Here is a 26,258-nt window from a genome sequence, read left to right as displayed (position 1 = left end):
GTGGCGCATCCTGCGGCCCGGAGGAGCCGGACAATTTCCAGCAATCTCCGCCTTCTAGCGGGATTTGCGCGGCCGTGCCCATGCGCGCTATGGCGGCGCAGCGCCTTCTTTTCAGGGAATAATATGGTCCAATCGCCGCTCGAGGATCCTGTCGCAAACCGGTTCGAGATACTGGTCCAGTCGGTGATCGACTATGCGATCTACATGCTCGATCGCGAAGGCCGGATCGTCACCTGGAACGCGGGTGCCGAGCGGCTCAAGGGCTATGCCGCGGAGGAGATCGTCGGCGAGCATTATTCGCGTTTCTTTACGCCGGAGGATCGCGCGGCCGGGCTTCCCGCCAAAGCGCTTGCCAAGGCGGCCGACGAGGGGCGGTCGGAGGTCGAGGGCTGGCGAGTGCGCAAGGACGGCAGCCGGTTCTGGGCGCATGCGGTGCTCGACCCGATCCGCGCCGAGGATGGGACGCTGGTCGGGTTCGCCAAGATCACGCGCGATATCACCGAGCGGCGCCAGCTCGAACAGGCGCGCCTGGCCAGCGAACTGCAATTCCGCATGCTCGTGCAGGGCGTACACGACTATGCCATCTACATGCTCGATCCGAGCGGACGCATCACGAGTTGGAACGCCGGCGCCCGCGCAATCAAGGGCTATGAGGAGCAGGAGGTGCTGGGCGAGCATTTCTCGCTCTTCCACACCGAAGAGGATCGCGCGCGGGGCACGCCGGCCATGGCGCTCGAGACGGCACTGCGCGAAGGCAAGTTCGAGGCCGAGGCTCGCCGCGTCCGCAAGGATGGATCGCTGTTCTGGGCCCATGTCGTCATCGATCCGATCTACGACGAGGTCGGCACCCATATCGGCTTCGCGAAGATCACGCGCGACGTGACCGAGCGCAAGCTCGCGCAGGACGAGCTGCGCGACACCCAGGCCGCGCTCCTCCAGTCGCAGAAGCTCCAGGCACTCGGCGAGCTGGCCGGAGGCATCGCGCACGACTTCAACAATCTGATGACCGTGATCCGCGGCTCGACCGATTTCCTTCTGCAGCAGCCGGACCTGCCCGCCGAAAAGCGTAACCGCTATCTCCACGTCATGCTGGAGACCGCCGAGCGCGCCGCCAGCCTGACTTCGCAGCTTTTGGCCTTTGCGCGGCGCCAGCCGCTCGAGCCCGAGGTTCTTGATCTGAGCGTTCGTCTCGATGCGGTGGCCGAGATGCTCCAGCGTACGCTGGGCGGCAATGTCGCGCTCGAGCTCGACCTGGCGCCGGCGCTCTGGCCGGTCGAGATCGATCCGACGGGGCTGGAGACTGCGTTGCTCAATGCGGTGTTGAATGCGCGCGATGCGATGCCGAACGGAGGCCAGATCCGTCTCGTGACGAGCAACCTTTCGCGGCCCGAGGGCGACATGGTGTGCCTTGCGATCAGCGATACCGGGGAGGGCATCGCGCCCGAGAAGCTGGAGCGCGTTTTCGAGCCCTTCTTCACGACCAAACCGGCCGGAAAGGGCACCGGGCTCGGCCTGTCCCAGATCCATGGGTTCGCCGTGCAATCCGGGGGTTCCGCAACCATCGAATCGGAGCTCGGCCACGGCACGACGGTCCGCATTCTGCTGCCCCGGACCGACAAGCCGGCGCAAAAGGGGGCAGAGCTCGATCCCCAAGTCTCGATTTCCGCCGGCCTCAATGTGCTGCTGGTCGAGGATAGCGACCATGTCCGCTATTTCGCGCGACAGCTGCTCGAGGATCTCGGTTGCGAGGTGGTCGAGGCTGCGAGCGGCGAGGAAGCGCTCGAGCGCCTGAGAGACAACTCGGTCGACCTGATATTCTCCGACATCGTCATGCCGGGCATGAACGGCTTGGAATTTGCCAAGCGCGTGCGCGAGCAGAACGATCGGGTCGCGGTGCTGCTGGCGAGCGGCTATAGCAGCAAGCAGTTCATTCCCGCGGACCAGCGGGAATTTCCCATTCTTCGCAAGCCATACAAGCTCCAGACGCTTGCGGTGGCGATCCGCACGTTGCTGGCGCAGGGCGACTAGGCGGCGGTCGGCCCCGGACACGAGCGTCGGTCCGGGGCAATGAGGCCTGAGGATCGATTCGACCCGGCCGGCAAGAACATATAAGGAACACCGTTCCTCTTGCCGACTCGTCCCATGTCCAGCCCCTCTTATGTCGAACTCCAGGTAACCACGCATTTCAGCTTCCTGCGCGGCGCCTCCTCGCCCGAGGAATTGTTTGCTGCGGCGGCGCTGCTCGGTCTTCCCGCGCTCGGTATCGCCGATCGCAACTCGGTCGCGGGAATCGTGCGCGCCTGGGACGCCCAGAAGGCGACCGGCGTGCGCTCCATTGCCGGCTGCAGGCTCGATCTGGCCGATGGCACAGCCCTGCTCGTCTATCCGACCGACCGGACCGCCTGGAGCCGGCTCACACGCCTGCTTTCGATCGGCAAGAGCCGGGCCGGCAAGGGCGCCTGTCATCTCGACTGGGGCGATATCGAGACCTGGAACCAGGGACTTATCGGCGTGTTGGTTCCGGACCGGGCCAATGCCGATACTCTGGCGGCATTGGACCGGACCAGCCGTATCTTCGCCGACCGATCCTATCTGGCGCTTGCGCTGCGCCGCGGCCCGCGCGACGCGGTGCGACTGCGCGACCTGTGCGAAATGGCGGCGAAGGCGCGGGTCGCCACCGTGGCGACGGGCGATGTGCTCTATCACGCGCCGGAGCGGCGTTTGCTGCAGGACGTGGTCACCTGCATCCGGAAGAAATGTACGGTCGATGCGCTGGGCGACCGCCGCGAAAGGATCGCCGACCGGCACCTGAAGACCGGCGCGGAGATGGAGCGGCTGTACCGCCGCTATCTCGGCGATACGCGTCCGGTCGTACGAAGCCTCGAGATTGCGGAGCGCTGCAGCTTCGACCTCGAGCACCTCCGCTATCAATATCCCGACGAGATCAAGGGGGCGGGGCGCACCCCCCAGCAGGAGCTGGAGCGGCTGACCTGGGAGAAGGCCCCCGGGCGCTATCCGGACGGCGTGACGCCGAAGATCCGCGCGCAGCTCGAGCATGAGCTGCGCCTCATAGGCCAGCTCGACTACGCGCCCTATTTCCTGACCGTCCATTCCATCGTCGCCTTCGCGCGCTCGCGGGACATCCTCTGCCAGGGCCGGGGCTCGGCCGCCAACTCGGCGGTATGCTATTGCCTCGGCATCACGTCGATCGATCCGGTCCGCTCCGAACTTCTGTTCGAGCGCTTCGTCAGCGCCGAGCGCAGGGAGCCGCCGGATATCGACGTGGACTTCGAACATGAGCGGCGCGAGGAAGTGATCCAGTGGATCTACGAGACTTATGGCCGTGACCGCAGCGCGCTCACCGCGGTCGTCAGCCGCTACCGCGCGCGCGGGGCGGTACGCGAGGTCGGCAAGGCGCTGGGGCTCAGCGAGGACATGACTGCCGGGCTGGCGAGCCAGGTCTGGGGCTGGAGCCGCGAGGGTGTCACTTCCGTCCAAGCCGAGGAACTCAATCTCGACATGGCAGATCCCCGGCTCGCGCTCACGCTCGAGCTGGCGCGGCAGCTGATCAACACGCCGCGGCACCTCTCCCAGCACCCCGGCGGCTTCGTGCTGACCCGGGACCGGCTCGACGACCTGGTGCCGATCGAGCCCGCCGCAATGGAGGACCGCCAGGTCATCGAATGGGACAAGGACGACATCGACGCTTTGGGCTTCATGAAGGTCGACGTGCTGGCGCTCGGCATGCTGAGCTGCATGCGGCGCGCCTTCGAATTCCTCGAGGCCGACAAGGGCGTCGCGCTCGACCTCGCGACCATCCCGGCGGAGGATCCGGCTACCTATGCGATGATCCGCAAGGCCGACACGCTCGGCGTCTTCCAGATCGAGAGCCGCGCGCAGATGGCGATGCTGCCGCGCATCAAGCCGCGCACCTTCTACGACCTGGTGATCGAGGTCGCGATCGTGCGCCCGGGCCCGATCCAGGGCGACATGGTCCACCCCTATCTCCGGCGTCGCGAGGGCAAGGAGGCGGTCACCTATCCGAAGGAGGAACTGCGCCGCGTGCTCGAGAAGACGCTCGGCGTACCGCTTTTCCAGGAGCAGGCGATGCGCGTTGCGATCGAATGCGCCGGCTTCTCGGCGAGCGAGGCGGACCTGCTCCGCCGCGCCATGGCGACGTTCAAGCTGACCGGTGGCGTCAGCCATTTTCGCGACAAGCTGATCGACGGCATGGTCGCGCGCGGATACGCCCATGACTTCGCCGAGAAGACCTTCAAGCAGATCGAGGGTTTCGGTAGCTATGGCTTTCCCGAGAGCCATGCGGCGAGCTTCGCGCTCATCGCCTATGCCTCGAGCTGGATGAAATGCCATCATCCCGACGCCTTCTGCGCAGCGTTGCTCAATGCCCAGCCGATGGGTTTCTACGCGCCCGCACAGATCGTCCGGGACGCCCGCGAGCACGGCGTCGAGGTGCGCCCGATAGACGTCAACGCCAGCCGCTGGGACTGTACACTGGAGCCGACCGACGGGCGCTACATGGCGGTGCGCCTGGGCCTGCGCATGGTTCGCGACCTCGCCAATGCCGATGCGGCTGCAATCGTCGCCGCGCGGGGCGAAGGGCGATATGCCAGCGTAGAGGAAATCCAGCGGCGCGCCGGAATCGGCGCCGGCGCGCTCAACCGTATCGGAGAGGCCGATGGGTTCGGCTCGCTGGACCAGACGCGCCGGAGCGGGCTTTGGCAGGTCCGGGGCCTGGCGGACGCGCCGCTGCCGTTGTTCGCGGCCGCCGACCGGCGTGACCAGGCCTGGCGCGATGAGGCCATCGAGCCCGAGGTGATACTGACGCCGATGGGCGAGGGTCAGGAAGTGGTCGAGGATTATCGCAGCACGAGCCTGTCGCTGCGGGCGCATCCACTCGCCTTCCTCCGCAAGGAACTTGCCGACAGGCATATCCTGCCCTGCTCGGCGACCCGGACGACGAGGGACGGCCGCTGGATCAATCTCGCGGGACTGGTCCTGGTCCGGCAGAAGCCGGGCTCGGCCAGGGGCGTGATGTTCATCACGATCGAGGACGAAACCGATATCGCCAACCTCGTCGTCTGGACCGGCGTCTTCGAGAAATATCGCAGCGTCGTGCTCGGCGCCTCGATGATCGGTCTTCGCGGAAAGGTGCAGCGCGAAGGCGACGTCATCCACGTCATCGCCGAGCAGCTCGACGACCTGTCCTCGCTGCTGGCGAGCGTCGGGAGCCGGCGCGAGGTCGCCGACATCTACCGCGTCGCGCGGGCCGATGTGGTCAGGCACGGCCAGGGCCCCGATCCGCGCGATCCGGCGGAGCGGCCGCTCGGCCGCAATCCTCGCGATATCTATATCCCGGACCTTCGCCTGGGATCCGGCATCATTCCCGGACAGCCGACCGAGGGCATCAAGATCAAGCCACGGGACTTCCGCTAGATCCGCGGTCAGCCACTCGGGCCGGGCCCGGTCACGCCAGCCACCTCGATGTCTTCCGCCGAGCCCGGGATACGACCGGGCTCGATGCTGTCGCTACCGTCCACCGACTCCTGCGGCGCCTCGGCGCGCTCCATGCGCGCGAACTCGGCGGCACCCGCGCTCGAATCGCCGTCGCTCACCTGCGCGAGCGGATCCTCCTCGCCGGTCTGGGGGATGCCATCGGCATCCTGCCGTCCCGGATCGTCGCCGGCCGGTACAGCCGCGGCCGCGTAGCTGGCGCTCTCATCGGCGATACCGGCATCGAGGCTGCGTTCGGCAGTCTCGCGGAAATCCTGGGGACTGGCCCCTTGGGGAACATGATCGGTCATGATGTCTCTCCTCGTCCTTTCCCAACCGTCCCGCCGGGTGCCTGTTCCGGGCCTCAGGCGGCCGCGCGCATCCCGTCTGTACGCACGCACCACAGACCGCTCTCGAGCGGCGGCAAATCCGCGTCGGCCTCGTTAAGCCGCCAGGCTTCGTCGAGCAGGCGTTCCGAGCACATCACATGACGATCGCGCGCGTCGACGGACTGCGCGGTCCTTGCCCGGAGAAGCTCCGTTTCGGATTGGGCGATGAGGCGGTCTATCTCGGTCATGGCACGCTCCAGTACCCCCATCGACAGAACGAGGAGCCATCGGCGCGGGTTCCTGGCAAGGTGTCCGGTCCTGGGTGGCAGGGCCCGGTCGGGCTTCGAAAGGCGTCGCCGCCCGAAAAATGCGTGCGATGTCAGCTTCTTGCGATTGAAACACCGCTACTGGCATCCCACATCCGGGCAATCGTCAACAACGGAAAGGAGGTGGTCGGATGTCTCATTGTCACATGCCGCTCGCGGCAAATTCTCTGAGCATGGCCTCCACCGCGGGGGTCCGGCTCGGCTGAGCTGTCCGCGTTCGGATGACAATGGAAGGGCCGTCCGAAAGGGCGGCCCTTCGCGTTTGACGCGTCGGCACCCAGGAGCGCGCCGCGCGTTCCGGTGCAGAGAGGATCGGAAATGGCCAATGGCTGGGCGCAGGATGGCGCCGTGCAGGAGCAGATCGAGGACACCGTCACCGACGCAGTGAGCCTTGCGCGGTCGAGACTCGCGACCGGCGAAGGCACGCGCTATTACGAAGATTGCGGAGAAGAGATTCCCGAGGCCCGGCGCAAGGCGCAGCCGGGGAGCCGCACCTGTATTGCGTGCCAGTCCGATCGCGATGCGGCGGTCCGCTCCACCGGAATCAATCGGCGCGGGAGCAAGGACAGCCAACTGCGCTGATGGTGGAAGGGGTAGGCCCTGCCGGAAAATATCCGGTGACGCCGGACGGTCGCTATTTCGTCGTGCGCGGCCGGCTCTGGCGGATGGCCAACCCCGCCTTGCCTGACCGCGAGCGAGAGACGCTCGTGCATGCCCTGATGGCTGCCAGGCGGGCGGTCGGCGTGGCGAAGCGGCGTGACGACCCATCCGGAGAGGCCGAGGCGCGCGCCGCGGTCGATCGCGCGAAGCATGCCTTGGGCGAGCGCGGGCCGGTCTGGTGGGACGACGGCGCACCGGACCTGAGCCGGCGCATCGCGAGGACCACCGATTACGCCGAATGGTTCGCCGGTCTCGAGGACGCGGTCCGTCCTGGTCAATCCGATAGTTCGACCCACACGGGGGCGTGATCGCTCGTCTTCTCCCAGCCACGCGGGCGCCTGTCGACTTCCGCTGCGATCAGTCTTCGGGCAGCGACCGGGTTGAGCAGAAGGTGATCGATCCGCAGTCCCGCGTTCCGCTCGAAGGCAAAGCGCAGATATTTCCAGAAGGTGTAGATCGTTTCGTCTGGATGCATGTGGCGCAGCGCGTCCGTCCATCCCTGGTCGAGGATCCTGAAATAGGCTTGCTTCACCTCCGGGGCGAAAAGCGCGTCGTCGCGCCAGCGGTCGGGCACATAGACGTCCAGATCGGTCGGCATGACGTTATAGTCGCCCGCGACGATCACCGGTGCGTCCAGCGCGACCAGCCCGGCCATGTGCTGGTGCAGGCGCTCGAACCAGCGCAGCTTGAAGTCGAATTTGGGTCCCGGCCGCGGATTGCCGTTGGGAAGATAGAGACCAGCTACCAGCACTCCGCCGATCGCGGCCTCGAGGTAGCGGCTCTGGACGTCCTCGGGGTCGCCGGGCAGCCCTCGCCGCGTCTCGTGAATTTCGCCAATCCTGCTGAGGAGCGCGACGCCGTTCCAGCGGCTCTGCCCGTGCCAGACCACATCATAGCCGAGGTCCCGGATGGGCTTTTCCGGAAACTTGTCCTGCGGGGCCTTCAGCTCCTGGAGGCATACGATGTCGGGTTCGGCCAGATTCAGCCAGCGCAGCAGCACCGGTAGCCGGCCGTTCACGCCGTTCACATTATAGGTGGCGATCCTCACAGGTCCGGGAGTTCCTGATCGGCGCGACCCCAGTTAGACAGCGCCTTGGATCCGGCGCGCCGTAGCAGCTCACCAGCCTCTCGAATGCAGAAGTGCGAAGGCTTGTCGATCGTCTCCATTTCTTTCCAGATGATCGGCGCCGCCACGGGCGCCCCCTCCCGGGCACGCACGGCATAGGGCATCAATGCGGTCGCCCCGCGCTGGTTGCGCAGATAATCGACGAAGATCCGGCCCTTGCGCTGTACCTTCGGCAGCGCAGCCGTGAAATTCTCCGGGTCGCTTTGCGCGACCGCGAGCGCCAGCCGGTGCGCGAAGTCCTTCACCTCCGGCCACTCCGCGCGCGGAGTCAGCGGCGCGATGACATGCACGCCCTTGCCGCCGGTGAGCATGGGGAAGGTCTCCAGCCCTATCGAGCGCAGGATATCGCGGAAATGGAAGGCAGCGGTGCGGACATTCTCGAAGTCGAGACCGACGTCAGGGTCGAGATCGAACACCAGCCGGTCGGCCTTTTCGACATCCTCGATCCTTGCACCCCAGCCGTGAAACTCGATCGTGCCCATCTGGACGCACGTCATCAGGCCGGCTGTGTCGATATAGAGATAGGGCTCCTCATGGCCGTCCTTCTCCTGGATGCCGACATGCCGGACGGCATCCCCGAAGCTCCCCGCATCATGTTTCTGGAAGAAGCATTTCCGGGCCCGGCCCTGCGGGCATCGCACCAGACTGATCGGTCGCGATCCGACCCAGGGCAGATGATCGGCGCGACCGCCTCGTAATAGTCCGCAAGTTCGCCTTTCGTGATCGCGCTCTCCGGATAGATCACACGTTCGCGATTGCTGATCTTCACGCCTGAACCGGGCGCGCCCACCATGGCGGCAGGCGCTTCCGTCTCCAGCACCACCGCTTCGGGCTTTTTGTCGGCCCGAAGACCCAGATAGCTGGGATGACGCAGCGTCCCCTCGTTGGTCATCTCGGTATAGGCGATCTCCGCGACGAGCTTCGGCACGATCCAGTGCGCTCCCCGAAGCTCGACGCGCGGGGCCTCGAGGGTGCGACCCTCGATCTCGAAGGGGCGCATCAACTCCATGAGCCGGAATAGCTCGTCGGTGCCGAAGCCGGTCCCGACCTTGCCCGCGTAGCGGAGATGGCCCTGATCGTGCAGACCAAGGATGAACGAACGGAAAGTTCGCGACTTGTCCGAAGGCGTCCAGCCGACGATCACGAATTCCTGCCGCTTGATGCACTCGGTCTTGACCCAGCTTCCCGAGCGCGACCCGACATATTTGCTCGACGCAAGCTTGGAGATCACGCCCTCGAGACCGGCCCCGCAGAACTGGCCGAGCAGCCGCTCGCCATTGCCGACGATATGTTCGGAGTAGCGCAGGCGGCTCGAGCCCTCGGGCAGGATCGCCGGGTAGCGATCGGACCAGTCGAGGCCGGAGCGAGTATATCCGCGCGCATTGCCGCCGCCGATGGCGACGAGCGTGCGATACCCGTCATACTTCATTTCATGAAGCCAGCGATCGCCCGCCGGAACGGTGTCGACGAGCTGGGCGAGTTGCACAGGGCGAAACGCCGGTGGCTTCTGGGCATCCTTGAGGGAGGAGCCTTTGCGGCGCCGGGGAGGATTGACGGATTTGACGGCCATGCGTGCCATCTCTCCTAGACTCGATTCAGCAACGGTTCGTTCCGCCCCGACGCAACCCACCGGAAACTCACGGGAATCGGAAGCGTTGGGCCCTCAGCAAAAGAGGAGACCGACATGGCGGAAAACAAGACCCTGCGCGCGCCGCAGGACAGCTCCCGCATCGCGATGGGTGAGGATTACGAGGTGTAATATTGGACGGACAAGTTCGGCGTGAGCCGAGAACGTCTGCAGGAGGCCGTCGATGCCGTCGGCAGCGGAGCCGATGCGGTCGCATCCTATTTGAAACGATAGGCGGTAGTCGCTCGATTCGGCCGGACGCTACCAGGGCAATTCCTCGATGAAGAGGATCATTTCCTGAAAGGCCGCACCTTCGAAGCCAATTCCGCCATCCACTTGGACAAGCGGGTGGCGGGCCGTCGCTTCGATCGCCGCTCCCGGATCTGACTGCCGTAGCGGGTCGTGCAGAGCCGTCCATTTCGCGAGAGCCGTAACGCGCGCGTGCAGCGCCGCACCGGCGATCGCTACGTCGGAAAAGCCCGCATCGAGCGCGTAGGTCCGAAGCGCAACCCCCTGTGCAAACGGACCGTCGCGTTGCGGCTCCGGTAACCCCGCAAGGATCTGGAGCGCCGCGGCGATCTGGGCGCCTGTCAGCGCAACCGAATTGAGTTGCGCGGTCGCCGCGGAGGCTAGCTGGACGGGCGCGGTCATGGGAGATGTCTGGCTGAACATGTGCGATCTCGATCAAAGAGCCAGCATGCGCTGGCGGTCGGCGAGGCCCCGCTTGCCCACTTCCTCGATCTGATAGCTGTGCTTGGGCAGCGCCCTCAGCAGCTCGGATTCGGGTTGAGTGAGGTCGAGCCAGGCCATGTTCTCACGCCGGAGCAACACGGCGCCCTGACGCTCCTGGTAGAAGAAGATGTCCGGATTGGCCGGAATCGTGATGATCGCGTAGCTGACGTCACGCTCGCCCGAGCTCGGGCGCCAGATCCCAGCGAGATAGAAGAAATTCCCGTCGTCGAGCGTGACGCGGAACTTGCGCTCGCCATTGGTCACCTGGAATTCGCTCGCTGGCACCAAGCAGCGTTGATGGGGGAATGTGCGGCCTTCGGAGCGAATGAACCTGAATGGTTTGCCGTCCGGCTCCCACGGCTCGAGCCCCCAGCTGGCCTCGATCGCCTGGGGCTTGCCCGACCGCGGGTTGCGCCGGATGATGATCTTGCGGCTGCCAAAGGGTGCATCCGACTCGAAGGGACTCGCTTGCATGGTGAGAACATAATGCGAACGAAGCCTGCGTGCAAATCGAGGATCTCTCATGTGCAATGATTATCGCCTCGAGGTGGATATCGCCTCGATCATGGAGGATTTCGACGAGCTAGAGATCGACATCGATACGCCGGAGGGCACACCCAATGTGGCCGCGCGCGAGGACATCATGATCACCGATGTCGCTCCGATCGTCACCAATCCGCAGGGCGAGAGCGGGCGAGGCGCACTGGTCAACAGGCGATGGAGCTGGCCGGGACTGACGGGCAAGCCGGTCTATAACTATCGCGCGGAGGGCCGCGACTTCGCGGCCAATCGGTGCCTCATCCTCGCCGACGGGTTCTACGAATTCACCAAGTCCGATGATCCGAAGCAGAAGCGGCAGAACAAGTGGCTGTTCACGCTCAATGATCACGACTGGTTTGCCATTGCTGGAATCTGGCGCAGGGATCCGGTGATCGGCGAGGCCTTCACGATGCTGACGTTGGATGCTGGTCCTGATGTAGCGCCATATCACCATCGACAGGTCATTCCCCTCGCGCGCGATCAATGGGCAGCGTGGCTCGACGCTGCTACTACCGCCGCAGACGCGCTGCGCATCCTTCCGGCCGGCACTCTCGCGGTCCGCCAGGTTCACGGTACTCCGCCCGCCGAGCCGTTGCCGACGCTTCTCTAGACGTTACTCGCCGCCATCCTCCGGCACCGTGCTGGACCTAACTCAATATGTACCAACGCGAGCCGCCGGTGTGTTCCGCGGCGGCGGCCGCCCTACACACATCTCCCGGCAAAGCCGGATGATGAGAACGTGCTTGGGAAAACACGCGCCAACGCCTTTAGCCGCGGGCGGCCTGGACATGCGCGTCGGCCACCCGGCCGTGCGCCACCCGGTCTCTCGATGAAAGGATCGCCAGCGCGACGCTTCGAACGGCGCGTAGGGGAGGGATTGACCGGGCAACGGAAGATGCCTCTCGCTCCTAGGCAGCCAGGAACCGCGCCTGCATCCCACATTCGGGTGAGTGGCCCCCGAAACTTCCTCCGAAACGAATCAGATTCACTCCGTTCCGGAGACAGGCACGACCCGCTTCGCCGCCACAGGTCGAACCCGTCGCGCGTGCCCTCGATCCGAACCCGTTGACCGACGAGCTTGCGGGCGGACCAGCCCGCCTCGATGCGCCAGCCGCCGCCATCGTCCATGCGCAGATACAGATGCCGGCCATCCTCGAGCAGAAGCCCCTCGAGGCTAAGCGCGACACCCAGCGGCATCAGCGGCAGACCTCGTCACCACCATAGGATCGCCAGCGCAGCACGACGTTCGCGCGGACCAAAGCGCAGGACAGGTCGCCTAAGCCCGGGAGCGAACAGGCCGCGGCGGTGCGCGTGCCCTTGCCCGAGCCATAGGAAATGCAGCGCATCGCAGGCGCCGTCACGCGGATATGCCCGGTCGGCAAGCTCCCTCTGGCGCCGCCAAGCAAAGCGACGAGCCGGTCCCGGGCGACAACTCCGGATATGGCCGAACAAGGATGGCCGGGCTTGCACCCGCCATCGACGATCCCGCCACGCACCCGCTTCACCTCGCGCGCGGCGATCCCGTGCAGCCGGATCTTCGGGCCTTCGGCGCACCAGATCGGGCCATCGCCGTCCCACACCGCGACGGGCGTGCAGGTGAAGGCGACACCGGTGGTGACGATACCCAGAAGCGAAAGCAGCATGATGTCCTCAGTGCGTCACGGCCACAGGGCCGGCATCCGCACCCAGCTCGGAAAGCCGGCGCGCGATCGCCTGCCAGACCGCGATGCCCTCGGCATCGCCGGCCAGCGCCAGCGCGCCGATCCGCTCCGCGACGAACAGCGGCGCACGTTCGCCATGGGTCGCGAGGACCATGCTGGCGGCGGACCAGAGCTCGATATCGCGAAGCGGCATTCCTCTTCTTTGCCACGCGTCTGCCTGCGCTGCCAGTCGGCACGCACGGCTTCGTGCCGGTTCGGTCCGAGCACGTCCGTCGGCGTCGTGATGGGGCCGGCGGCCCTCCGGGGATATCCGTCCATTTCGGTTCATGATCGGCACCGGCACCGCCAATTCGGATGCATCCCCCTGAGCGATTGCGTATCCCCACGGACGATGAAACCCGAGCTCTTTCAAAGTCTCTCGCCGCGCCAGGCCGAGTGCCTGCGGCTCGTCGCGCGTGATCGGGGCGCCAAGGAAATCGGGCTGCTGCTCGGGATCAGCGACGAGACGGTCGAGGCGCATATCAAGGCGGCGCTCCGCAAGCTCGATACCAACTCGCGCTTCTCCGCGGCCCGCGCCTTTGCGGAGTTCGAGAACCGTACCCACCCGGTGGTTATACCCACCCAGGGGGAAGCGGCGGCGAGGCCGATACCCGTTAGCCAGGGCCCATCCTATCAACTCGACGTGGTTGAACGGGGGGCAAATGTCGTTCGCGACGTGGCGGCCAGGAGGGACGCCTCGCCCGAGATCCCCGCGCTTCAGCCGCTCGCCAGCGGAGCGCGCCGCAATGACCTGAGCCCTGTCCACCGCATTGCCCTGGCCGCGGTGATCGCGGCCGCGATCGTGATCGTCGCCGCGGCGGCCCGGCCTCTGGCCGAAGGCTTCCAGGCGCTCGCCGACCTCATGCAACCCAGACATTGACCCGCGGGGCCTCGCCCTCCGGGCGAGGAGACACGCATGCCCAAGACCCGTATCGAAGCCGCCCAGGCGGTGGCCCATGTCTTTTTTCCCGCCGAGAAGGCCGCGCAGGACAGCGCCGCGCAGGGCGCGCGCTGCATCGCGACGATCATCGAGCAGCGCGACAAGGCGCAGCTGCCGCCCCAGACCGGCGCCGAGGCGCTCGCACTGATCGCCACCGCGACCAGCCAGGCGGTCGCCGCGGCGAACAGCTTTGCGGACGCGCACCGGATGCTCGCTGCCCTGTCCGAGGATCTCGGGATCCCGCTCACCTTCGGGCCCGACTGCGAGCCGAATGCGGCGCTGCGCCGCGTCGCGTGACGCATTGACCGCCGCCGCCCATGGTGATCCCGTGGGCGGATGGTGGTCGCGGCTTATCTCTACGTCTATGCCTTCTGGCTGATCCTGCCCTTGCTGTGCCTGGCGGCACTGCGCTGGGGCGGCTGGCCGGAGCGGATCGTAGCGTTTCTCTTCCTTGCGGCGGCCGCCGGATCGATCCTGCTCAAGTCGAGCGTGACCGGCGGCTACCGGACAATCGAAATCGGCGTGTTGATCGTGGACCTGAGCTTGCTGGGCGCGCTGGTCTGGGTCATGGTCCAGGCCGACCGGCGGTGGCTGATATGGGTAGTGGCGTTGCAGGCGATATCGACGACGGGCCATCTGGCCCGGATGGTCACGCCCGACTTGTCGCGGATGGCCTATGCACTGATGGTGGGCGCCTCGAGCTATCCGGCGCTGTTCCTCCTCTCCCTCGGCATAATCGGGCACCATCGGGCAAGCCGTCGCCGCGCTGCCGGCAGCTTCTGAACGCGCTGCTTCGGCCGGGGCGGGAAACCCATGCAGCAGCCGATGCCGACCGGCTGCTCCAATATTTCGGATCGCTGCGCGCGACGCTGCTGGCCCCCCGCGCCGAGATCTTCCGCGCCGTGCAGGGGGATGCGGAGCTGACGGACCGGCTTGTGACGATCCGGCAGGCGATGGGCCGGGCGCTGCGGCAAGGCATCGAGGACCGACCGGTCATCAAGCACTATGCCGATCTCAAGGACTATCTACGCTTCGCGCAGGGAAGCGAGATCACCGAGCAGATGCGTATCCTCTATCTCGACACCGGCAACCGTCTGCTGCGCGAAGAGGTGCCCGCCCAAGGGACGATCGACGAGTGCCCGGTCTATGTTCGGGAGATCGTTCGCCGCGGACTCGAACTTGGCGCCGCAGGCTTGATACTCGTCCACAATCACCCCTCGGAACAAGCGGAGCCCAGCCGCGCGGACGACGGCTTGACCCAGCAGGTCGTCGCAGCCGCGCGGTGCCTTGGCATGCGGGTCCTTGATCACCTCATCGTGACGCGCGCGGAGGTCTTCAGCTTTCGCGCTGAAGGATTGCTTTGATTGCGCATTCATCTCTTCTGAGCACGGGAAAGCCGCCGTCCAGGGCGAACGGCGGCTTTCGGCATTGCGCCTGCCGGCATCGGCCGACAGGAGGGATGTCCGTCACCGACAGGCGCAGCGGCGCGCTCCCAAAGGAACGCGTCGGGGGATCAGGGCATCAGCACGCCGTCGATGACGTGGATCACGCCGTTCGACTGGTTGACGTCCGCGATGGTGATCTTGGCCTTGCCGCCCTTCGCATCCACGACCCACCAGCCGCCGCCGGGGCCCTTCGTGACGGTGAGCTTTTCGCCCTGCACGGTGGTGAGCATCGCCTTGCCGCCGTGCATCGCTGCGTTCTTGGCCAGCATTGCGGCACTCATCTTGCCGGGGACGACATGATAGGTGAGGATCGTGGTGAGCTTGGCCTTGTTCTCAGGCTTCACCAGCATGTCGACGGTACCCGCAGGCAGCTTGGCGAAGGCGGCGTTGGTCGGAGCGAAGACCGTGAAGGGTCCAGGCCCGGACAGGGTGTCGATCAGCCCGGCCGCCTTGACGGCGGCGACGAGCGTGGTGTGATCCTTCGAGTTCATCGCATTCTGGACGATGTTCTTGGTCGGGTACATCGCTGCGCCGCCGACCATCGGATAGTGTTGGACGGCTGCGACCGCACCGGTGGCGAGCAGCGCCGAACCGGCGATCGCGAGACTGAGCTTCTTGAGGTTGGGCATTCTGGCTTCCTTCTCCGGCACCCGGAGCCTGGGTGCGGAGAAGCTACGGCCGCGGGTGTCCGGCGGATGCAGCCAAAGCTCAGATCGTCGAGATTTTTCCGGCCGCGATCGGAGCGCTGCTGGGCGCCTTGTGCGGCGCCCCGTCGCGCGGCTCGAGCGTGATCGCCAGCGTGGCGCCGTCCGAGAGCAGGGCACGATGGGGCACCGGAACATCGACCCGGCTCACGCCGTCCGCCGAGACCAGGCCGAGCGAGCGCGGCACGCCGTCCGCCGGGATCACCCAGAGTTCGGGCGCCAGCTGACTGCCCGGCAGGCGGACGGCCCGGATGCGCAGAACGCCGCGCGCGGGATCATAGGCAGCGGCAAGCAGTGCTGGCGCATCGCTGCTGCCGAGCTGGGCGATCACCGCCCTGTCCGGCGCGCGCACGATTTCGACCGGCGCGGGCCGCAATAGAAGGATCGCGGCAAGCGACGCGGCCAGCGCGCCACTCGCAACCGCGCCGATCCGCCAGCGCGCGAGGCTGCGCCGCATGCGGCGATTGTCCGTGCCGTGCAGGCGGCGCTGGATAACGGGCCAGAGCTCGGGCGAGGGCTGTGCCTCGAACTGCCCATAGAGCGGTTCGAAGCGCAGGTTCCAGCCATCGACGGCAGCGGCAAATTCGGGATCGGACAACAATAGCCGCATCGCGCGGGTGCGGTCATCGCCTTCGAGCAGGCCCAAAGCCAGCTCGGCGGCGAGCGCGTCGCGCTCCTCGGGCGTCATCGGTTCAGGCATCGCCCAGGCATCCCTTGAGCTGGATCAGTCCGCGGCGCACCCAGCTCTTGAGGGTGCCGAGCGGCACCGACATGGCCTCGGCGAGTTGCGCATAGGTCAGGCCATCGAAGAACGCGGCGCGGATCGCACGTCGCGGGCGCTCCTCGAGCGCGTCGAGGCAATCGAAGATCCGCGCTTGCTGTGCTTCCGCGTCGATCTTGTCCGGAGCGAGCGGGCGATCGTCCGCGATCGCTGCGGCCGCGCTCTCGGGCAGATATGCGGCATTGCCGTTTACCCGCCGCCAGTCGAGCGAAGTGTTGCGGGCGATCACGCACAGCCAGGTGATCGGGCTCGAACGCTTGGCATCGAAGCGCCCGGCCCGGTTCCAAATCTTGATGTACACTTGCTGCAAGATATCCTCGGCGGCTTCGCGGTCTCCCGAGATACGCAGGCAGACGCCAAAAAGCTTCGCGGACGTTGCATCATAGACGTCACGCAGGGCGGCTTCGTTGCCATCGGCGACCAGGCCGAGATCGGCGACGAGCTTCTCTCTTCTCGCAGATGCCATATCGACCATCGCAGGGAGCCTATCGAAGCGCGACCATCCTGTCAGCCTTACATTTTCTGGCAGCGCCCAGGCAGTCGCTGACCGACTACTCAGTGTTCATAGGTGGTGGGGTTTAGCAGTCTGCCAAGGGCCCCGTCGAGCGACCAGGCACCGCCGCCGCGGGCGACCAGCGGCAGCAGGATCGCCGCCCAGCTCAGATGCGTCGGCCAGGCATCGGGATAGACGAAGATCTCGATCACCAGCGTCATCGCGAACAGCGCCAGCGCCGAGAAGCGCGTCGCCAGGCCCAGCACGAGCAGGATCGAGAAGACATGTTCGGACCAGGTCGCCGCCACCGCCGCGATCCCGGGCGGGACCAGGGGCAGCGCATATTCGGTGCGGAACAGTTCATAGGTACCGTCGGTGATGTGCAGGATGCCGTCCACTTTGGTGCGGCCCGACATGAAGAACACGCCGGCAATGCCCAGCCGCGCGAGGAGGAGCAGCAGCGCATCCGGTACCAGCGAGGAGACGCGGCGGGTGAGGTGCAGGTAGAATGCGGTTGGCGAAGTCATGGGGAGCGTCTCCGAAAGCGGCGGCCGGCGCATGCGGGTGCGCGCCCCGGCCGCGCGGCCTCAGGCCTTGGGGGTCAGCGAGCCATTGCCCTTGGGCGTCTTGATCGTAGTGCAGGTGCCTGCCTTGACGAGCTTCCAGGCATTGCTCTGGTAGTTCACCTTGGAGGTGCCGGCGCAGCTGGTGCCGGCGCCGGCCTTGCAGTCATTCTTGCCGGCCAGCGAAACGCCGTAGCATTTCTCCATGGCGGGCTTGGTCTGGGCCGGGGCGGCGGGGGCAAGCGCGGCGCCAGCGACGGCGATGGCGAGGGTGGCGGCGAGGGTAGCGTTGGTCGAACGCATGATATCTGTCCTTCATGAACCATGCCTCCGGCGCGCGGCCCATGCCGGGGGAAGCCGGGCCGCGCGGTGATCGACGAGGAGGCGGGAGAAGCCGATCACCCTGCCAGTTCGTTGTCGCCTGCGGTTGCGTTACAAAAAGCGCTCGAAAAAAATTTCGGAGCACGTGTAACCTTCGGTTCGATCGAGCCGAACTCTTGCTCGAGGAGCGGGAATGCGAGCGAACGAGGATGCGCTGCGTACATTGATGGTCGATGGGCTGGACGGCGATGCCGCTGCCCATGCGGCATTACTGCGTTTGCTCGTTCCCCTCCTGCGTGGCTTTTACCGGCACCGCGCAAATGGCTCGGATGACGATATCGAGGATCTGGTGCAGGAAACGCTGATCGCGGTGCATACGCGCCGTGCCACCTATGACCGCGGGCGCGCCTTTACGGCATGGCTCTTCGCTATCGCCCGCTACAAGATGGTCGATCATTTCCGTCGCACGCGCCGTTTGCAGCCGATCGAAGGACTGGAGGAGACGCTGGTAGCGGCGGATTTCGAGAATGCGCTCGTGGCCAGGCTGGATATCGAGGACCTGCTGGCGGTACTTCCCGTGAAGCAGGCCGTTGCAATCCGTGCCACTCGCATTGAGGGCCTCAGCGTGGTCGAAGCTGCCGAGGCAGGCGGGATCGGCGAATCCGATGTGAAGGTATCGGTGCATCGCGGGCTGAAGGCGCTGGTGGCGCGTATCCAGGGAGGCGCGCGATGAATACCGAAGACCTCATCTCCCGCCTCTCGCAAAACGTGCCTCCGGTGCCGCGGCGCACGGTCGGCTGGCGGCTCGGCATCGGCCTCGCGCTGGGAGGCCTCGTCTCTGCGGCGCTGGTGGCGCTGGTGCTCGGCATCCGGCCGGATCTCGGTCTCGCGATGCGTGGCACCGCCTTCTGGGTGAAGTGGAGCTATACCTTCTCGCTCGCGATCGCGGCGGTGGTGATGGTGGTGCAGCTCGCCCGGCCGGACAGCGCCCGGCTGCGCTGGGCCTGGCTGCTGGTGGTGCCGGTAAGCTTGCTCGCCATCCTCGGCGTCGCGGAGCTTGCACGCACGCCGCCTGGCGAATGGCTGGCGATGTGGCTGGGGCATAGCTGGATGATCTGCCCCTGGCTGGTGCTGGCGCTGGCGATGCCGATTTTCATCGGGCTGCTCTGGTCGTTCCGCCGGCTGGCACCGACCAGGCTACGCGCAGCCGGTGCGGCGGCGGGCCTCGCGGCGGGCGCCTTTGCCGCGACCGTCTATTGCATGCACTGCCCGGAGGTGTCGGCGATCTTCGTGCTGACCTGGTATTCGCTGGGCATCCTGCTCGCCGCCTCGCTCGGCGCGCTGCTCGGCCCGCGGCTGCTGCGCTGGTAAATTCGCTGACGGCTGTAACCGGGGCCCCCGCGGGCCCGAATAGGGAGAGCCAATCCGGCTGAACCTATTCTGGAGTATCCCCCATGACCATCGTCCGCACCGGCGTCAGCCTCGCCGCTTCCGCCGCCGTCATCGCCATCACCGCCGCCGCGCCGACCACCGCGATCGCCAAGTCGGGCGCCGGTGCTGCCAAGGTCGTCCATTGCTATGGCATCAACACCTGCAGGGGCACCTCGGACTGCAAGACCGCGAAGAACGACTGCAAGGGTCAGAACGACTGCAAGGGCCAGGGCTTCAAGGAAGTGACCGCCAAGGCATGCAAGGCCGCCAGCGGCAGCCTGACCGCGCCGAAGTGACCCCCTCGGCCGGCCCGGCGCTCCCCAGGCGCCGGGCCGGCCAACCCTATTCAGGACCGCCCCGATGATCCCTCCCTTTGCCGGCTTCGGCCTGGGCCTGCGCAAGCCGCATTATGCGGAGTTCCTCGAGACCAAGGTCGCCGTCGATTTCGTCGAGGTGATCTCCGAGAACTTCATGGTCGAGGGCGGGCGCCCGCGCCGGATCCTGCGCGAGGTGCGCGAGCGCTATCCGGTGGCACTGCACGGCGTGTCGATGTCGCTCGGCTCGGCCGATGGACTGGACGGCGCCTATCTCGCGCGGCTACACGCGCTCGTGGATGAGGTGGAACCGGTCTTCGTTTCCGATCATCTGAGCTGGTCGCGGATCGAAGGCTTCAATTCGCACGATCTGCTGCCGTTACCCTATACCCACGAGGCGCTCGACGTGGTGGCGGACAATGTCGCGCGCGCGCAGGACGCGCTCGGTCGCGAGATGCTGATCGAGAACCCCTCGACCTATATCGATTTCGCACCCGCCGACATGACCGAATGGGCGTTCCTCGACGCGCTCTGCACACGTACCGGATGCGGCCTGTTGCTCGACATCAACAATGTGTTCGTCAGCGCGAGCAATCACGGCTTCGACCCGCTCGCCTATCTCGACGGGATTCCGCATGCGCGGGTGCGCCAGATCCATCTCGCCGGGCACAGCCACGGCAGCGAGCTGCTGATCGACACGCACGACCAACCGGTGCCCGTGTCCGTATGGAAGCTCTACGCCCATGCGTTGCCCCGGCTCGGTCCGGTCGCGACGATGATCGAGCGTGACGACGCGATCCCACCGCTGCACGAACTGCTCGCCGAGCTCGGCACTGCCCGGCGCATCGCGGCCGATGGCATGCGGGTGGCGGCATGAGCCTGCTCGAGCTGCAGCGCGACATGCGCGCCTGGCTGGCGCGCGAGGAGGAGGCCGCCGTCGATCGGCTGGGCGGTGATGATGTCGCCCCGGGCCTGCGCATCCATCAGAACAATTTCCGCGCGCAGCTCGCCGCCTGCCTGGAAGAAAGTTTCGCCCGGACGCGCGACTGGGTCGGCGGGGATGCGTTCCACCAGGCCGTGGTCGCGCATGTCGCCCGTGTGCAGCCGAGCACCTGGACGCTCGACGCCTATCCCCGCGATTTCCCCGCCACGCTGGCGCTGCTGTATCCCGCCGATCCGGAGGTCGCCGAGCTCGCCTGGATCGACCTAGCGCTTGCCGAGGCATTCGTCGCGCCCAATGCTGCGGCGCTTTCCGTCGCGGATCTCGGCGCGGTCGACTGGGATCGTGCCGTGCTGGGCTTCTCTCCCTCGCTGGACCTTGCCGCGCTGACCACCAATGCGCCCGCCATCTGGTCGGCGCTGGCGGAGGGCGCGGAACCGCCGTCGGTGGCCTATTTGCCCGAGGTGGGCGCTATCCTGGCCTGGCGTGACGGGGAAGCACCGCGCTTCCGTGCGGCCGATCAGCTCGAATATCAGACAGTGCTCCGGGCTCGGTCGGGCATGCCGTTCCCGGACCTGTGCGCCGCGCTGGCCGAGGCGCTTGGCGAGAATGCTGGCGTCGCGCGCGCTGGCGCGATGCTCGGCCAGTGGCTTGCCGACGGGCTGATCGTCGGTATCGATACTGCTGCTGGATCGCCCCGAGCGAAGAATCAGCTTGAAATGTAGGAACATAGAGTGAACATGAGTCGACTCCAAACAGGAGTTTGTCATGATCATTCTCAACGAAGCGATGCTTCTGGGCTTGGCGGCGGTCATCTCAAGCCTGGCCGGTCTCGTCTGGTCCTTGCGGCGCAAGCGGTGAGGTAGGCCTTGCCCCGACGCAGCGGTTGGCACGTGGACGCTTTCAATGTTCATATTTTGTTCTATTCTGAGCTTATGGACCGATTCGCCGACCCGACCGATATATCAGAGGCTATTCTGCATGCGCCGGGCTGGGCGCGAGTGGGTATCACTGCTCCCAGCCCTCGCTTGCGCGAGCAGGCCGCGACCGAACTCGCGCGAGCCGTGGCGGCCCGACTCGATGGTCATTCCTTTGCCGTCGAGGACGGGCGGCAGTTTTCGTTCGAACTGTAGAATTTGTTCGGCCCCTGGCTCAGTTCGGCTTTCCGAACAGGTCGCTTCGGTGGACCGCCCTTTGATCGGCGGGGCGGGCCTATACCCTGCGGGGTATATTTCTGGTTTATACCCCGCAGGGTATAATCAGCTGATATTTCCTGGGGACTACTCGCCCGACCGGTGGCAGCACGGCTTGCGGGATCACCGCCTATGAGGAGCGTCGACCGCTTTCAGCACGCTGAAGAAGGTCGCATCCAAAATTGCCTGTATTGACATTGTTAGTACAATTCCAATATGTGCCGGGTGAGACGTACCAAGGATGGGATCATGGCCAGCGTAGCGGAACGGCCGAAGGCCGATACATCGATCACGATGCGTTTGCCCGTGCAGACGCGCGACCTCATCGATCGCGCGGCCGCGACCATCGATAAATCACGCACCGAGTTCGTGCTCGAGAGCGCTCGACAGCGTGCGATCGATGTACTGCTGGATCAGCGCGTTTTCCATCTCGATGCCGAGGCGAGCGATGCCCTTGCCGATGTCCTTGAAAACCCGCCAGCGCCGGTCGACGCGCTGCGCAAGCTGATGGCGAGCAAGTCGCCTTGGGAGTAATTGAGCCACTCGGCGCCCCCAGACCAGCTTACGCGGCACCGACGCCAATCACCGCAGACCATCGACTGGACGGCTTCGAGTGCGGCAAGCCGCCGCTCGACAGTTGGCTCAAGACCCATGCCCTCGACAATGAAGGCAAGGCGTCCCGGACCTATGTCGTCGATGCCAGGCTAGGCGAGGATGCCGGCAATGTAGTTGCGTATTACACGCTCGCCTTTGGAAGCGTCACGCGCGAAGAGGTGCCGAAGAAGATTCGTCAAGGCTTGCCCAATCCCGTTCCAGTGATGGTGCTGGGCCGTCTCGCAGTCGACAAACGCCATGCTGGCAAGGGATTAGGGCCGGCGCTCCTTCGCGAGGCCTTGCAGCGAACCGCGGAAGCTTCGCGCATTGGTGGGCTTCGCGCCTTAATCGTCCATGCGATCGATGATGACGCCGTGAGCTTCTACACCAAGTACGGCTTCCAGATTTTTCCAGCGGGCTCCAGGACCTTGTTCCTGCCTATCGAAACGGTGCGCCAAAGCATCGTTGAATGATATCGGCCTTATCGGCGCTCGTAACGAATGCCGGCTGTCCGAAATTTGTAGTCGTTTTTCGGACAGCCGAGCCGGGCTGAGAACCCGCGAGCAGACTGGGTCGCGTCAATCTCCTTCCGATTCCACGATTGCCGACCCTCGAGCCCACGGGATGGGTTGGCGTAGCGCGATTTCCCAATCGAGGTCTCGCCTCGGTTGGGCGGTGATGGCTCGCACCCGCGCGATTAAATTTCGCAAATTCTGCGGTATGTGATGGTTTTACGCACATCGTGAATGGTTTGCGCAACCGGACCATGGTGCAGTGCGCCTTTCGCGGAATTTAGATTGAGAGAGCGGCTTTCGCAGCCTGTGGCGACCGCTGCCGCGGGCCGTACCTCCGGACAGGGAGCATGTCCGATTAGCGCGAGTTGCGCGCGGGCGCTCAAGACCGGGAAGCTCATTCTTGGTGCCCCCTGGAAATGATCCGGATCGATATTCTAGAATGTGAGTCCCGCTGTTTAGTGAGGAAAAATCGATAAATCCGAGGGCGTCCGCATGGACACGGCGGCGGCGCTGTAGTATAGATGTTTTGTTGGAAAGTTTAGATGAAGGTACGTTGCCAAGGACTCGAACCCGATCCACGCTCTGCAAATTGGGTGTATTTGGTGGTATGGAATTGACGTCGATTTTATTTAGAAAAATCTTCTCAAATTGATGTCAATATTTATTAGGTTCTCTTCTGGTACCATTTTCCCCATCCAGTGACGTCCGTGATCGTCGCGTAAGTGGCTGGGAAGACGCTTCTTCAAGTATCTTTCCGACGGGATTTGGACGGGTTTGCCGACAGACCACCAATTTTGGTGGTCATCAGAAACGCCCAGCCCAAAGCGAAGCAGTGCAAGATCGGCGACGGGCGCTCTCTCTTCCTCCTGGTGATGCAGAACGGCGCCAAATACTGGCGCTTCCGCTATCGTTTTCTCGGCAAGCAGAAGGTCCTCGCCCTCGGTGTATGGCCTGAGGTCAGCCTGGCCGATGCCCGCGCCAAGCGCGACTCCGCGCGCAGGATGATCGTCGACGGTATCGACCCGATGGTCGAGAAGAAGCGCTGGAAGCTTCGTGCCAATGCCCGCCACGTCGTTTCCTCACCTGATGCATGCTATCAGAAGGAACGCCGCAGGAGGCTCAATCTGACTGTTCGGGGACGCAGGGGGGTGCCCTGCATAGTAGTCCCCAGGGTGAATGGCGTGCCCAGGGCAAAGATATTGCCGCGCGTGTCAAACAGGTTGAACGCCTCCAGCGAGAGGGTGGTCCTGCCGATGTCGAGGCTGAGATTGCCGGAGAAATAAGCATAGTCGCCCTGCTCGATCGCGAGCTCTGGCCCGAAGCCCAGGATCGAACGCCCGAGCGAATGGGCGCGGAGATTTGCGCGAAAGTTGCTCCCGGAAGCGGTCCGCCCTTCGTAGCCGAGGGACAGCACGGCGCCGTGCCGCGCGACATTTGGAAGCGGAGAGCGCACCGTCTGCTCCAGATAGGGTACCCAGCCGACTAATGTGCTGTCGGCGACGAAGCCGCCCGCCGCCACGGTCACGCCGCGTGCTGGCGAAAGACGGAACTGGAAGGTGGCGGTGCGAACGATCCCGTCACCGACATTAGCCGTGTGCGGGAGCCCGAGCCCATCGACGGTATCGGCCTGCACATTGCGCCAGTCGGTGCGCGCCAGCGCTCCCTCGATCTGCAGACCGGTGCTTTCCCACGCCTGCATCCGAAACCCGATCTCGGCGGTTCGCGCGGTGTCCGGTGTAAACCGCTCGATCGCGCCGCTCACCGTCAGCCCGCCGGGCCGATAGCCGCCTGCATAGCGCAGATAGAGCGTAGCCCGTGACACCGGCATCCAGGCAAGGGCGAGGCTGGGGGTCGAGAGCCGCTGGCGACGCAGTGGAGGGGCGGGCGCGGTGCCCGGGGCGGGCTTGGCGAGAACCCCGGTCGCGGCGCCGCGCATCTCGATGAAGGAAACCCTGCCGCCGGCGCTCACTGTCAGCCGGTCGTCCGGATGCCAGCGCGCCTCGCCGAAGACCGTGGCTTCGCGTACCCGGCTGTCCAATGTCCCAAGGCTGACGGGCTGCAACGGTGCCCCGGTGCTACGCGCCTGGATTGCGATCGAGCGCAGCGCGGCAAAGCCGATCAATCCGTCCCAGCGCTTGCCGAAGCTGCGGGTCAGTCGCGTCTCGCTGGAAAGAAGCGAGATGTGATCGCGCTGGCGATAGGCGATCGGCTCCTCGTCGGGCTGGGTGGCATCGAACACCTGCGACAGCCGCTGATCGACCAGCCCCCAGCTCGATTGCAGGCGCCCGCCAGCCAGCGGGCCGGCGACCGATACGGCCAGGGCACGGTAGAAATGATGCGAGGGCTGGGCAAAGGCGGAGGCGCGGACGAGGCGACCGAGCATGCGCTCCTCATATTGCGCATCGGCGTTGCGTACGTTCTGGCCGATCGCGGTCAGGTCCAGCGACCAGCGCGCGCCGACCGCCGTGTGCGCCGCGATCCGCCCGCCGGTGACCTGGGTGGCGTTGATGTCCTTCTTCCCTCGTCCGACATCGTCGATATAGCCGCCCATCTTCTCGTGATAGCCGAGCACCCGCACGGCGGCGCGTTCGCCGAGCGGCAGGTTGGCGACCAGCCCGGCGTCCATGCTTCCGGCGCCATGCGCGGTAGCGCTGGCGCCGGCCCATGCCTCACCCGAGACTTGCCGCGGGTCGGGCGCGTTCGGCACGATCCACAACACCCCGCCGAGCGACCCCGCGCCATAGAGCGAGCCCTGCGGCCCCTCGAGCACCTCGACCCGCTCGATATCGTATAGGCGCAGGTCGGGGTCGGGCGAGGCATAGGCGAGCCTCTGGTCCCCCAGATACTGGCCCACCAGCGACGGGCTGGCGCCCGAGAAGCTGCTGTCGGAGATGCCGCGCAGGAACAGCTTGTTGCGGCCCGGCCCCAGGCGGGTCGAGAGCAGTGTCGGATGCAGTTCAGCGATGGCCAGCGTACCATGTTCGCCGGTGACATGGGCGATGTCGCTCCCGTCGATCACCGCCACGCTCGCCGGATAATGGGCGAGGGAAACATCCATCTTGCTGCCGGTCACCACGATGTCGGGCGCAACTTGGGGTGGCGGTGGCTTGAACGGGCGCGGCCGTGAGCGAGGAGGCGCCGCCGCGACGCGCCAGCTTCCGGGAGCCACCCGTCTCGCGACCAGCCCGGTCCCGGCCAGGGCCGTCTCGATCGCCTTGTCGATCCCGCCATCGAAGCGCAGCCGTCGCGCCCGCCGGCGGAGCAGCGCGGGATCGTCAGTGCCGAAGCTCGCGCCGGCCTGCAGGGCGATCGCGCGCAGGGCAGTGGAGACCGGGCCGGCGGGCAGGTCGAGATGGACGGTTCGGGCTGCCTGCGCCCCGGCAGGCACCGCCCCGACGGTCAGCGACAGCGCCGGCAGAAGCAGCGCGCACGCGTATCGGCAGGGAGGGCCAAGCAGGAGTGCGGTCACGAGG

General features: G+C 65.8%; 32 protein-coding genes and 3 pseudogenes. 19 read left to right on the top strand and 16 right to left on the bottom strand.

What is annotated here, in order from left to right; all coding sequences use genetic code 11:
• Window positions 1–123: 123 nt before the first annotated feature.
• Together AC1RJ5_RS09305 and AC1RJ5_RS09300 are read left to right on the top strand one after the other, a co-directional pair.
• Window positions 124–2,028: a hybrid sensor histidine kinase/response regulator gene (locus AC1RJ5_RS09305; RefSeq protein WP_269574129.1), complete on the top strand. Its 1,905-nt coding sequence runs from the start codon at window positions 124–126 to the stop codon at window positions 2,026–2,028.
• A gap of 114 nt (window positions 2,029–2,142) precedes the next feature.
• Window positions 2,143–5,454, top strand: coding sequence for an error-prone DNA polymerase (locus AC1RJ5_RS09300; RefSeq protein WP_269574130.1), 3,312 nt, complete (start codon window positions 2,143–2,145; stop codon window positions 5,452–5,454).
• An 8-nt stretch (window positions 5,455–5,462) separates the two neighbouring features.
• On the opposite strand, the gene AC1RJ5_RS09295 is transcribed toward AC1RJ5_RS09300, so the two are convergent.
• Both AC1RJ5_RS09295 and AC1RJ5_RS09290 read right to left on the bottom strand, forming a co-directional pair.
• Window positions 5,463–5,822: a hypothetical protein gene (locus AC1RJ5_RS09295; protein WP_269574131.1), complete on the bottom strand. Its 360-nt coding sequence runs from the start codon at window positions 5,820–5,822 to the stop codon at window positions 5,463–5,465.
• Window positions 5,823–5,875: 53 nt separating this feature from the next.
• On the bottom strand, window positions 5,876–6,088 hold the full coding sequence (locus AC1RJ5_RS09290) for a hypothetical protein (protein WP_269574132.1): 213 nt from the start codon (window positions 6,086–6,088) through the stop codon (window positions 5,876–5,878).
• A 396-nt stretch (window positions 6,089–6,484) separates the two neighbouring features.
• Here AC1RJ5_RS09290 and AC1RJ5_RS09285 point away from each other — a divergent pair, with 396 nt between their 5' ends.
• Both AC1RJ5_RS09285 and AC1RJ5_RS09280 read left to right on the top strand, forming a co-directional pair.
• Window positions 6,485–6,748, top strand: a complete 264-nt coding sequence (locus AC1RJ5_RS09285; protein WP_269574133.1) for a DksA/TraR family C4-type zinc finger protein — start codon at window positions 6,485–6,487, stop codon at window positions 6,746–6,748.
• Window positions 6,748–7,134, top strand: a complete 387-nt coding sequence (locus AC1RJ5_RS09280) for a hypothetical protein (protein ID WP_269574134.1) — start codon at window positions 6,748–6,750, stop codon at window positions 7,132–7,134. Before AC1RJ5_RS09285 ends, AC1RJ5_RS09280 begins: the two co-directional genes overlap by 1 nt.
• On the opposite strand, the gene xth is transcribed toward AC1RJ5_RS09280, so the two are convergent.
• The 3 genes and pseudogenes from xth to AC1RJ5_RS09265 form a co-directional block, all read right to left on the bottom strand.
• The gene (xth, locus tag AC1RJ5_RS09275) at window positions 7,101–7,874 is read right to left on the bottom strand and encodes an exodeoxyribonuclease III (protein WP_269574135.1); all 774 of its coding nucleotides are present in this window, start codon (window positions 7,872–7,874) and stop codon (window positions 7,101–7,103) included. The two genes, AC1RJ5_RS09280 and xth, sit on opposite strands and share 34 nt — an antisense overlap.
• Window positions 7,871–8,593 carry a non-homologous end-joining DNA ligase gene (ligD, locus tag AC1RJ5_RS09270; protein WP_493112910.1) on the bottom strand — a complete coding sequence of 241 codons (723 nt, stop codon included), beginning with the start codon at window positions 8,591–8,593 and terminating at the stop codon, window positions 7,871–7,873. Before ligD ends, xth begins: the two co-directional genes overlap by 4 nt.
• A gap of 254 nt (window positions 8,594–8,847) precedes the next feature.
• Window positions 8,848–9,381, bottom strand: a pseudogene (locus AC1RJ5_RS09265) (ATP dependent DNA ligase); the annotation flags it as partial.
• Between the two features lie 342 nt (window positions 9,382–9,723).
• Between AC1RJ5_RS09265 and AC1RJ5_RS09260 the strand changes: the two are divergent.
• A pseudogene (locus AC1RJ5_RS09260) lies at window positions 9,724–9,813 on the top strand (DUF3606 domain-containing protein); the annotation flags it as partial.
• A gap of 27 nt (window positions 9,814–9,840) precedes the next feature.
• Here the strand turns inward: AC1RJ5_RS09260 and AC1RJ5_RS09255 are convergent.
• Entirely contained in the window at window positions 9,841–10,230 is a 390-nt protein-coding gene (locus AC1RJ5_RS09255) for a hypothetical protein (RefSeq protein WP_269574137.1), read from the bottom strand.
• Window positions 10,231–10,263: 33 nt separating this feature from the next.
• A complete protein-coding gene (locus AC1RJ5_RS09250; protein WP_493112908.1) occupies window positions 10,264–10,785 on the bottom strand; it encodes an SOS response-associated peptidase family protein in 522 nt (173 codons plus the stop codon).
• Window positions 10,786–10,834: 49 nt separating this feature from the next.
• Between AC1RJ5_RS09250 and AC1RJ5_RS09245 the strand changes: the two genes are divergently transcribed.
• On the top strand, window positions 10,835–11,461 hold the full coding sequence (locus AC1RJ5_RS09245; RefSeq protein WP_269574139.1) for an SOS response-associated peptidase family protein: 627 nt from the start codon (window positions 10,835–10,837) through the stop codon (window positions 11,459–11,461).
• 92 nt (window positions 11,462–11,553) lie between these two features.
• Here the strand turns inward: AC1RJ5_RS09245 and AC1RJ5_RS09240 are convergent, their stop codons facing one another.
• From AC1RJ5_RS09240 to AC1RJ5_RS09230, 3 genes are read right to left on the bottom strand one after another with little or no spacing between them, the layout of a single operon-like run.
• On the bottom strand, window positions 11,554–12,048 hold the full coding sequence (locus AC1RJ5_RS09240; protein WP_353739207.1) for a DUF5818 domain-containing protein: 495 nt from the start codon (window positions 12,046–12,048) through the stop codon (window positions 11,554–11,556).
• Window positions 12,048–12,494: a hypothetical protein gene (locus AC1RJ5_RS09235; protein ID WP_269574140.1), complete on the bottom strand. Its 447-nt coding sequence runs from the start codon at window positions 12,492–12,494 to the stop codon at window positions 12,048–12,050. Before AC1RJ5_RS09235 ends, AC1RJ5_RS09240 begins: the two co-directional genes overlap by 1 nt.
• A 7-nt stretch (window positions 12,495–12,501) precedes the next feature.
• Window positions 12,502–12,705 (bottom strand): DUF6961 family protein, encoded by a 204-nt coding sequence (locus AC1RJ5_RS09230; RefSeq protein ID WP_269574141.1) that lies wholly within the window; start codon window positions 12,703–12,705, stop codon window positions 12,502–12,504.
• Between the two features lie 198 nt (window positions 12,706–12,903).
• Between AC1RJ5_RS09230 and AC1RJ5_RS09225 the strand changes: the two genes are divergently transcribed.
• The 4 genes from AC1RJ5_RS09225 to AC1RJ5_RS09210 are packed head-to-tail and all read left to right on the top strand — an operon-like array spanning window position 12,904 to window position 14,855.
• Window positions 12,904–13,431, top strand: a complete 528-nt coding sequence (locus AC1RJ5_RS09225; protein WP_269574142.1) for a helix-turn-helix domain-containing protein — start codon at window positions 12,904–12,906, stop codon at window positions 13,429–13,431.
• Window positions 13,432–13,467: 36 nt separating this feature from the next.
• A complete protein-coding gene (locus tag AC1RJ5_RS09220; RefSeq protein WP_269574143.1) occupies window positions 13,468–13,788 on the top strand; it encodes a hypothetical protein in 321 nt (106 codons plus the stop codon).
• A 39-nt stretch (window positions 13,789–13,827) separates the two neighbouring features.
• The gene (locus AC1RJ5_RS09215) at window positions 13,828–14,274 is read left to right on the top strand and encodes a hypothetical protein (protein WP_269574144.1); all 447 of its coding nucleotides are present in this window, start codon (window positions 13,828–13,830) and stop codon (window positions 14,272–14,274) included.
• Window positions 14,271–14,855 (top strand): JAB domain-containing protein, encoded by a 585-nt coding sequence (locus AC1RJ5_RS09210; protein WP_493114665.1) that lies wholly within the window; start codon window positions 14,271–14,273, stop codon window positions 14,853–14,855. The genes AC1RJ5_RS09215 and AC1RJ5_RS09210 overlap by 4 nt, the downstream gene beginning before the upstream one ends.
• 149 nt (window positions 14,856–15,004) lie before the next feature.
• On the opposite strand, the gene AC1RJ5_RS09205 is transcribed toward AC1RJ5_RS09210, so the two are convergent.
• The 5 genes from AC1RJ5_RS09205 to AC1RJ5_RS09185 all read right to left on the bottom strand — a co-directional run bounded on the left by AC1RJ5_RS09205 (window position 15,005) and on the right by AC1RJ5_RS09185 (window position 17,780).
• Window positions 15,005–15,565 carry a fasciclin domain-containing protein gene (locus AC1RJ5_RS09205; protein ID WP_493112903.1) on the bottom strand — a complete coding sequence of 187 codons (561 nt, stop codon included), beginning with the start codon at window positions 15,563–15,565 and terminating at the stop codon, window positions 15,005–15,007.
• Window positions 15,566–15,644: 79 nt separating this feature from the next.
• Window positions 15,645–16,340, bottom strand: a complete 696-nt coding sequence (locus tag AC1RJ5_RS09200) for an anti-sigma factor (RefSeq protein ID WP_269574146.1) — start codon at window positions 16,338–16,340, stop codon at window positions 15,645–15,647.
• Entirely contained in the window at window positions 16,333–16,896 is a 564-nt protein-coding gene (locus AC1RJ5_RS09195; protein WP_269574147.1) for a sigma-70 family RNA polymerase sigma factor, read from the bottom strand. The genes AC1RJ5_RS09200 and AC1RJ5_RS09195 overlap by 8 nt, the downstream gene beginning before the upstream one ends.
• An 80-nt stretch (window positions 16,897–16,976) precedes the next feature.
• Window positions 16,977–17,441, bottom strand: coding sequence for a DoxX family protein (locus tag AC1RJ5_RS09190; protein ID WP_269574148.1), 465 nt, complete (start codon window positions 17,439–17,441; stop codon window positions 16,977–16,979).
• Between the two features lie 60 nt (window positions 17,442–17,501).
• Window positions 17,502–17,780: a BufA1 family periplasmic bufferin-type metallophore gene (locus tag AC1RJ5_RS09185; protein WP_269574149.1), complete on the bottom strand. Its 279-nt coding sequence runs from the start codon at window positions 17,778–17,780 to the stop codon at window positions 17,502–17,504.
• 211 nt (window positions 17,781–17,991) lie between these two features.
• Here AC1RJ5_RS09185 and AC1RJ5_RS09180 point away from each other — a divergent pair, with 211 nt between their 5' ends.
• The 9 genes and pseudogenes from AC1RJ5_RS09180 to AC1RJ5_RS09140 form a co-directional block, all read left to right on the top strand.
• Window positions 17,992–18,531 carry a sigma-70 family RNA polymerase sigma factor gene (locus AC1RJ5_RS09180; RefSeq protein WP_269574150.1) on the top strand — a complete coding sequence of 180 codons (540 nt, stop codon included), beginning with the start codon at window positions 17,992–17,994 and terminating at the stop codon, window positions 18,529–18,531.
• Window positions 18,528–19,169, top strand: coding sequence for a DUF1109 domain-containing protein (locus tag AC1RJ5_RS09175; protein WP_269574151.1), 642 nt, complete (start codon window positions 18,528–18,530; stop codon window positions 19,167–19,169). The genes AC1RJ5_RS09180 and AC1RJ5_RS09175 overlap by 4 nt, the downstream gene beginning before the upstream one ends.
• Before the next feature lie 83 nt (window positions 19,170–19,252).
• Window positions 19,253–19,525, top strand: coding sequence for a BufA2 family periplasmic bufferin-type metallophore (bufA2, locus tag AC1RJ5_RS09170; RefSeq protein WP_269574152.1), 273 nt, complete (start codon window positions 19,253–19,255; stop codon window positions 19,523–19,525).
• A 64-nt stretch (window positions 19,526–19,589) separates the two neighbouring features.
• On the top strand, window positions 19,590–20,420 hold the full coding sequence (gene bufB, locus AC1RJ5_RS09165) for an MNIO family bufferin maturase (protein WP_269574153.1): 831 nt from the start codon (window positions 19,590–19,592) through the stop codon (window positions 20,418–20,420).
• The gene (locus tag AC1RJ5_RS09160; protein ID WP_269574154.1) at window positions 20,417–21,208 is read left to right on the top strand and encodes an HvfC/BufC N-terminal domain-containing protein; all 792 of its coding nucleotides are present in this window, start codon (window positions 20,417–20,419) and stop codon (window positions 21,206–21,208) included. Before bufB ends, AC1RJ5_RS09160 begins: the two co-directional genes overlap by 4 nt.
• 210 nt (window positions 21,209–21,418) lie before the next feature.
• Window positions 21,419–21,616: a DUF6771 family protein gene (locus tag AC1RJ5_RS09155; RefSeq protein ID WP_269574155.1), complete on the top strand. Its 198-nt coding sequence runs from the start codon at window positions 21,419–21,421 to the stop codon at window positions 21,614–21,616.
• A gap of 309 nt (window positions 21,617–21,925) precedes the next feature.
• Window positions 21,926–22,210, top strand: coding sequence for a type II toxin-antitoxin system TacA family antitoxin (locus AC1RJ5_RS09150; protein WP_269574156.1), 285 nt, complete (start codon window positions 21,926–21,928; stop codon window positions 22,208–22,210).
• Entirely contained in the window at window positions 22,201–22,743 is a 543-nt protein-coding gene (locus AC1RJ5_RS09145) for a GNAT family N-acetyltransferase (RefSeq protein WP_269574157.1), read from the top strand. The genes AC1RJ5_RS09150 and AC1RJ5_RS09145 overlap by 10 nt, the downstream gene beginning before the upstream one ends.
• 764 nt (window positions 22,744–23,507) lie before the next feature.
• Window positions 23,508–23,768: pseudogene (locus AC1RJ5_RS09140) on the top strand (Arm DNA-binding domain-containing protein); the annotation flags it as partial.
• Between the two features lie 113 nt (window positions 23,769–23,881).
• Here AC1RJ5_RS09140 and AC1RJ5_RS09135 read toward each other — a convergent pair.
• The gene (locus AC1RJ5_RS09135) at window positions 23,882–26,254 is read right to left on the bottom strand and encodes a TonB-dependent receptor (protein ID WP_493112896.1); all 2,373 of its coding nucleotides are present in this window, start codon (window positions 26,252–26,254) and stop codon (window positions 23,882–23,884) included.
• Window positions 26,255–26,258 lie beyond the last annotated feature (4 nt).

The organism is Sphingomonas sp. GW822-FHT03G08, assembly GCF_058801135.1.
Note: the sequence above shows the minus strand (reverse complement) of the source record. Positions and strands in the feature narration are given on the sequence as shown.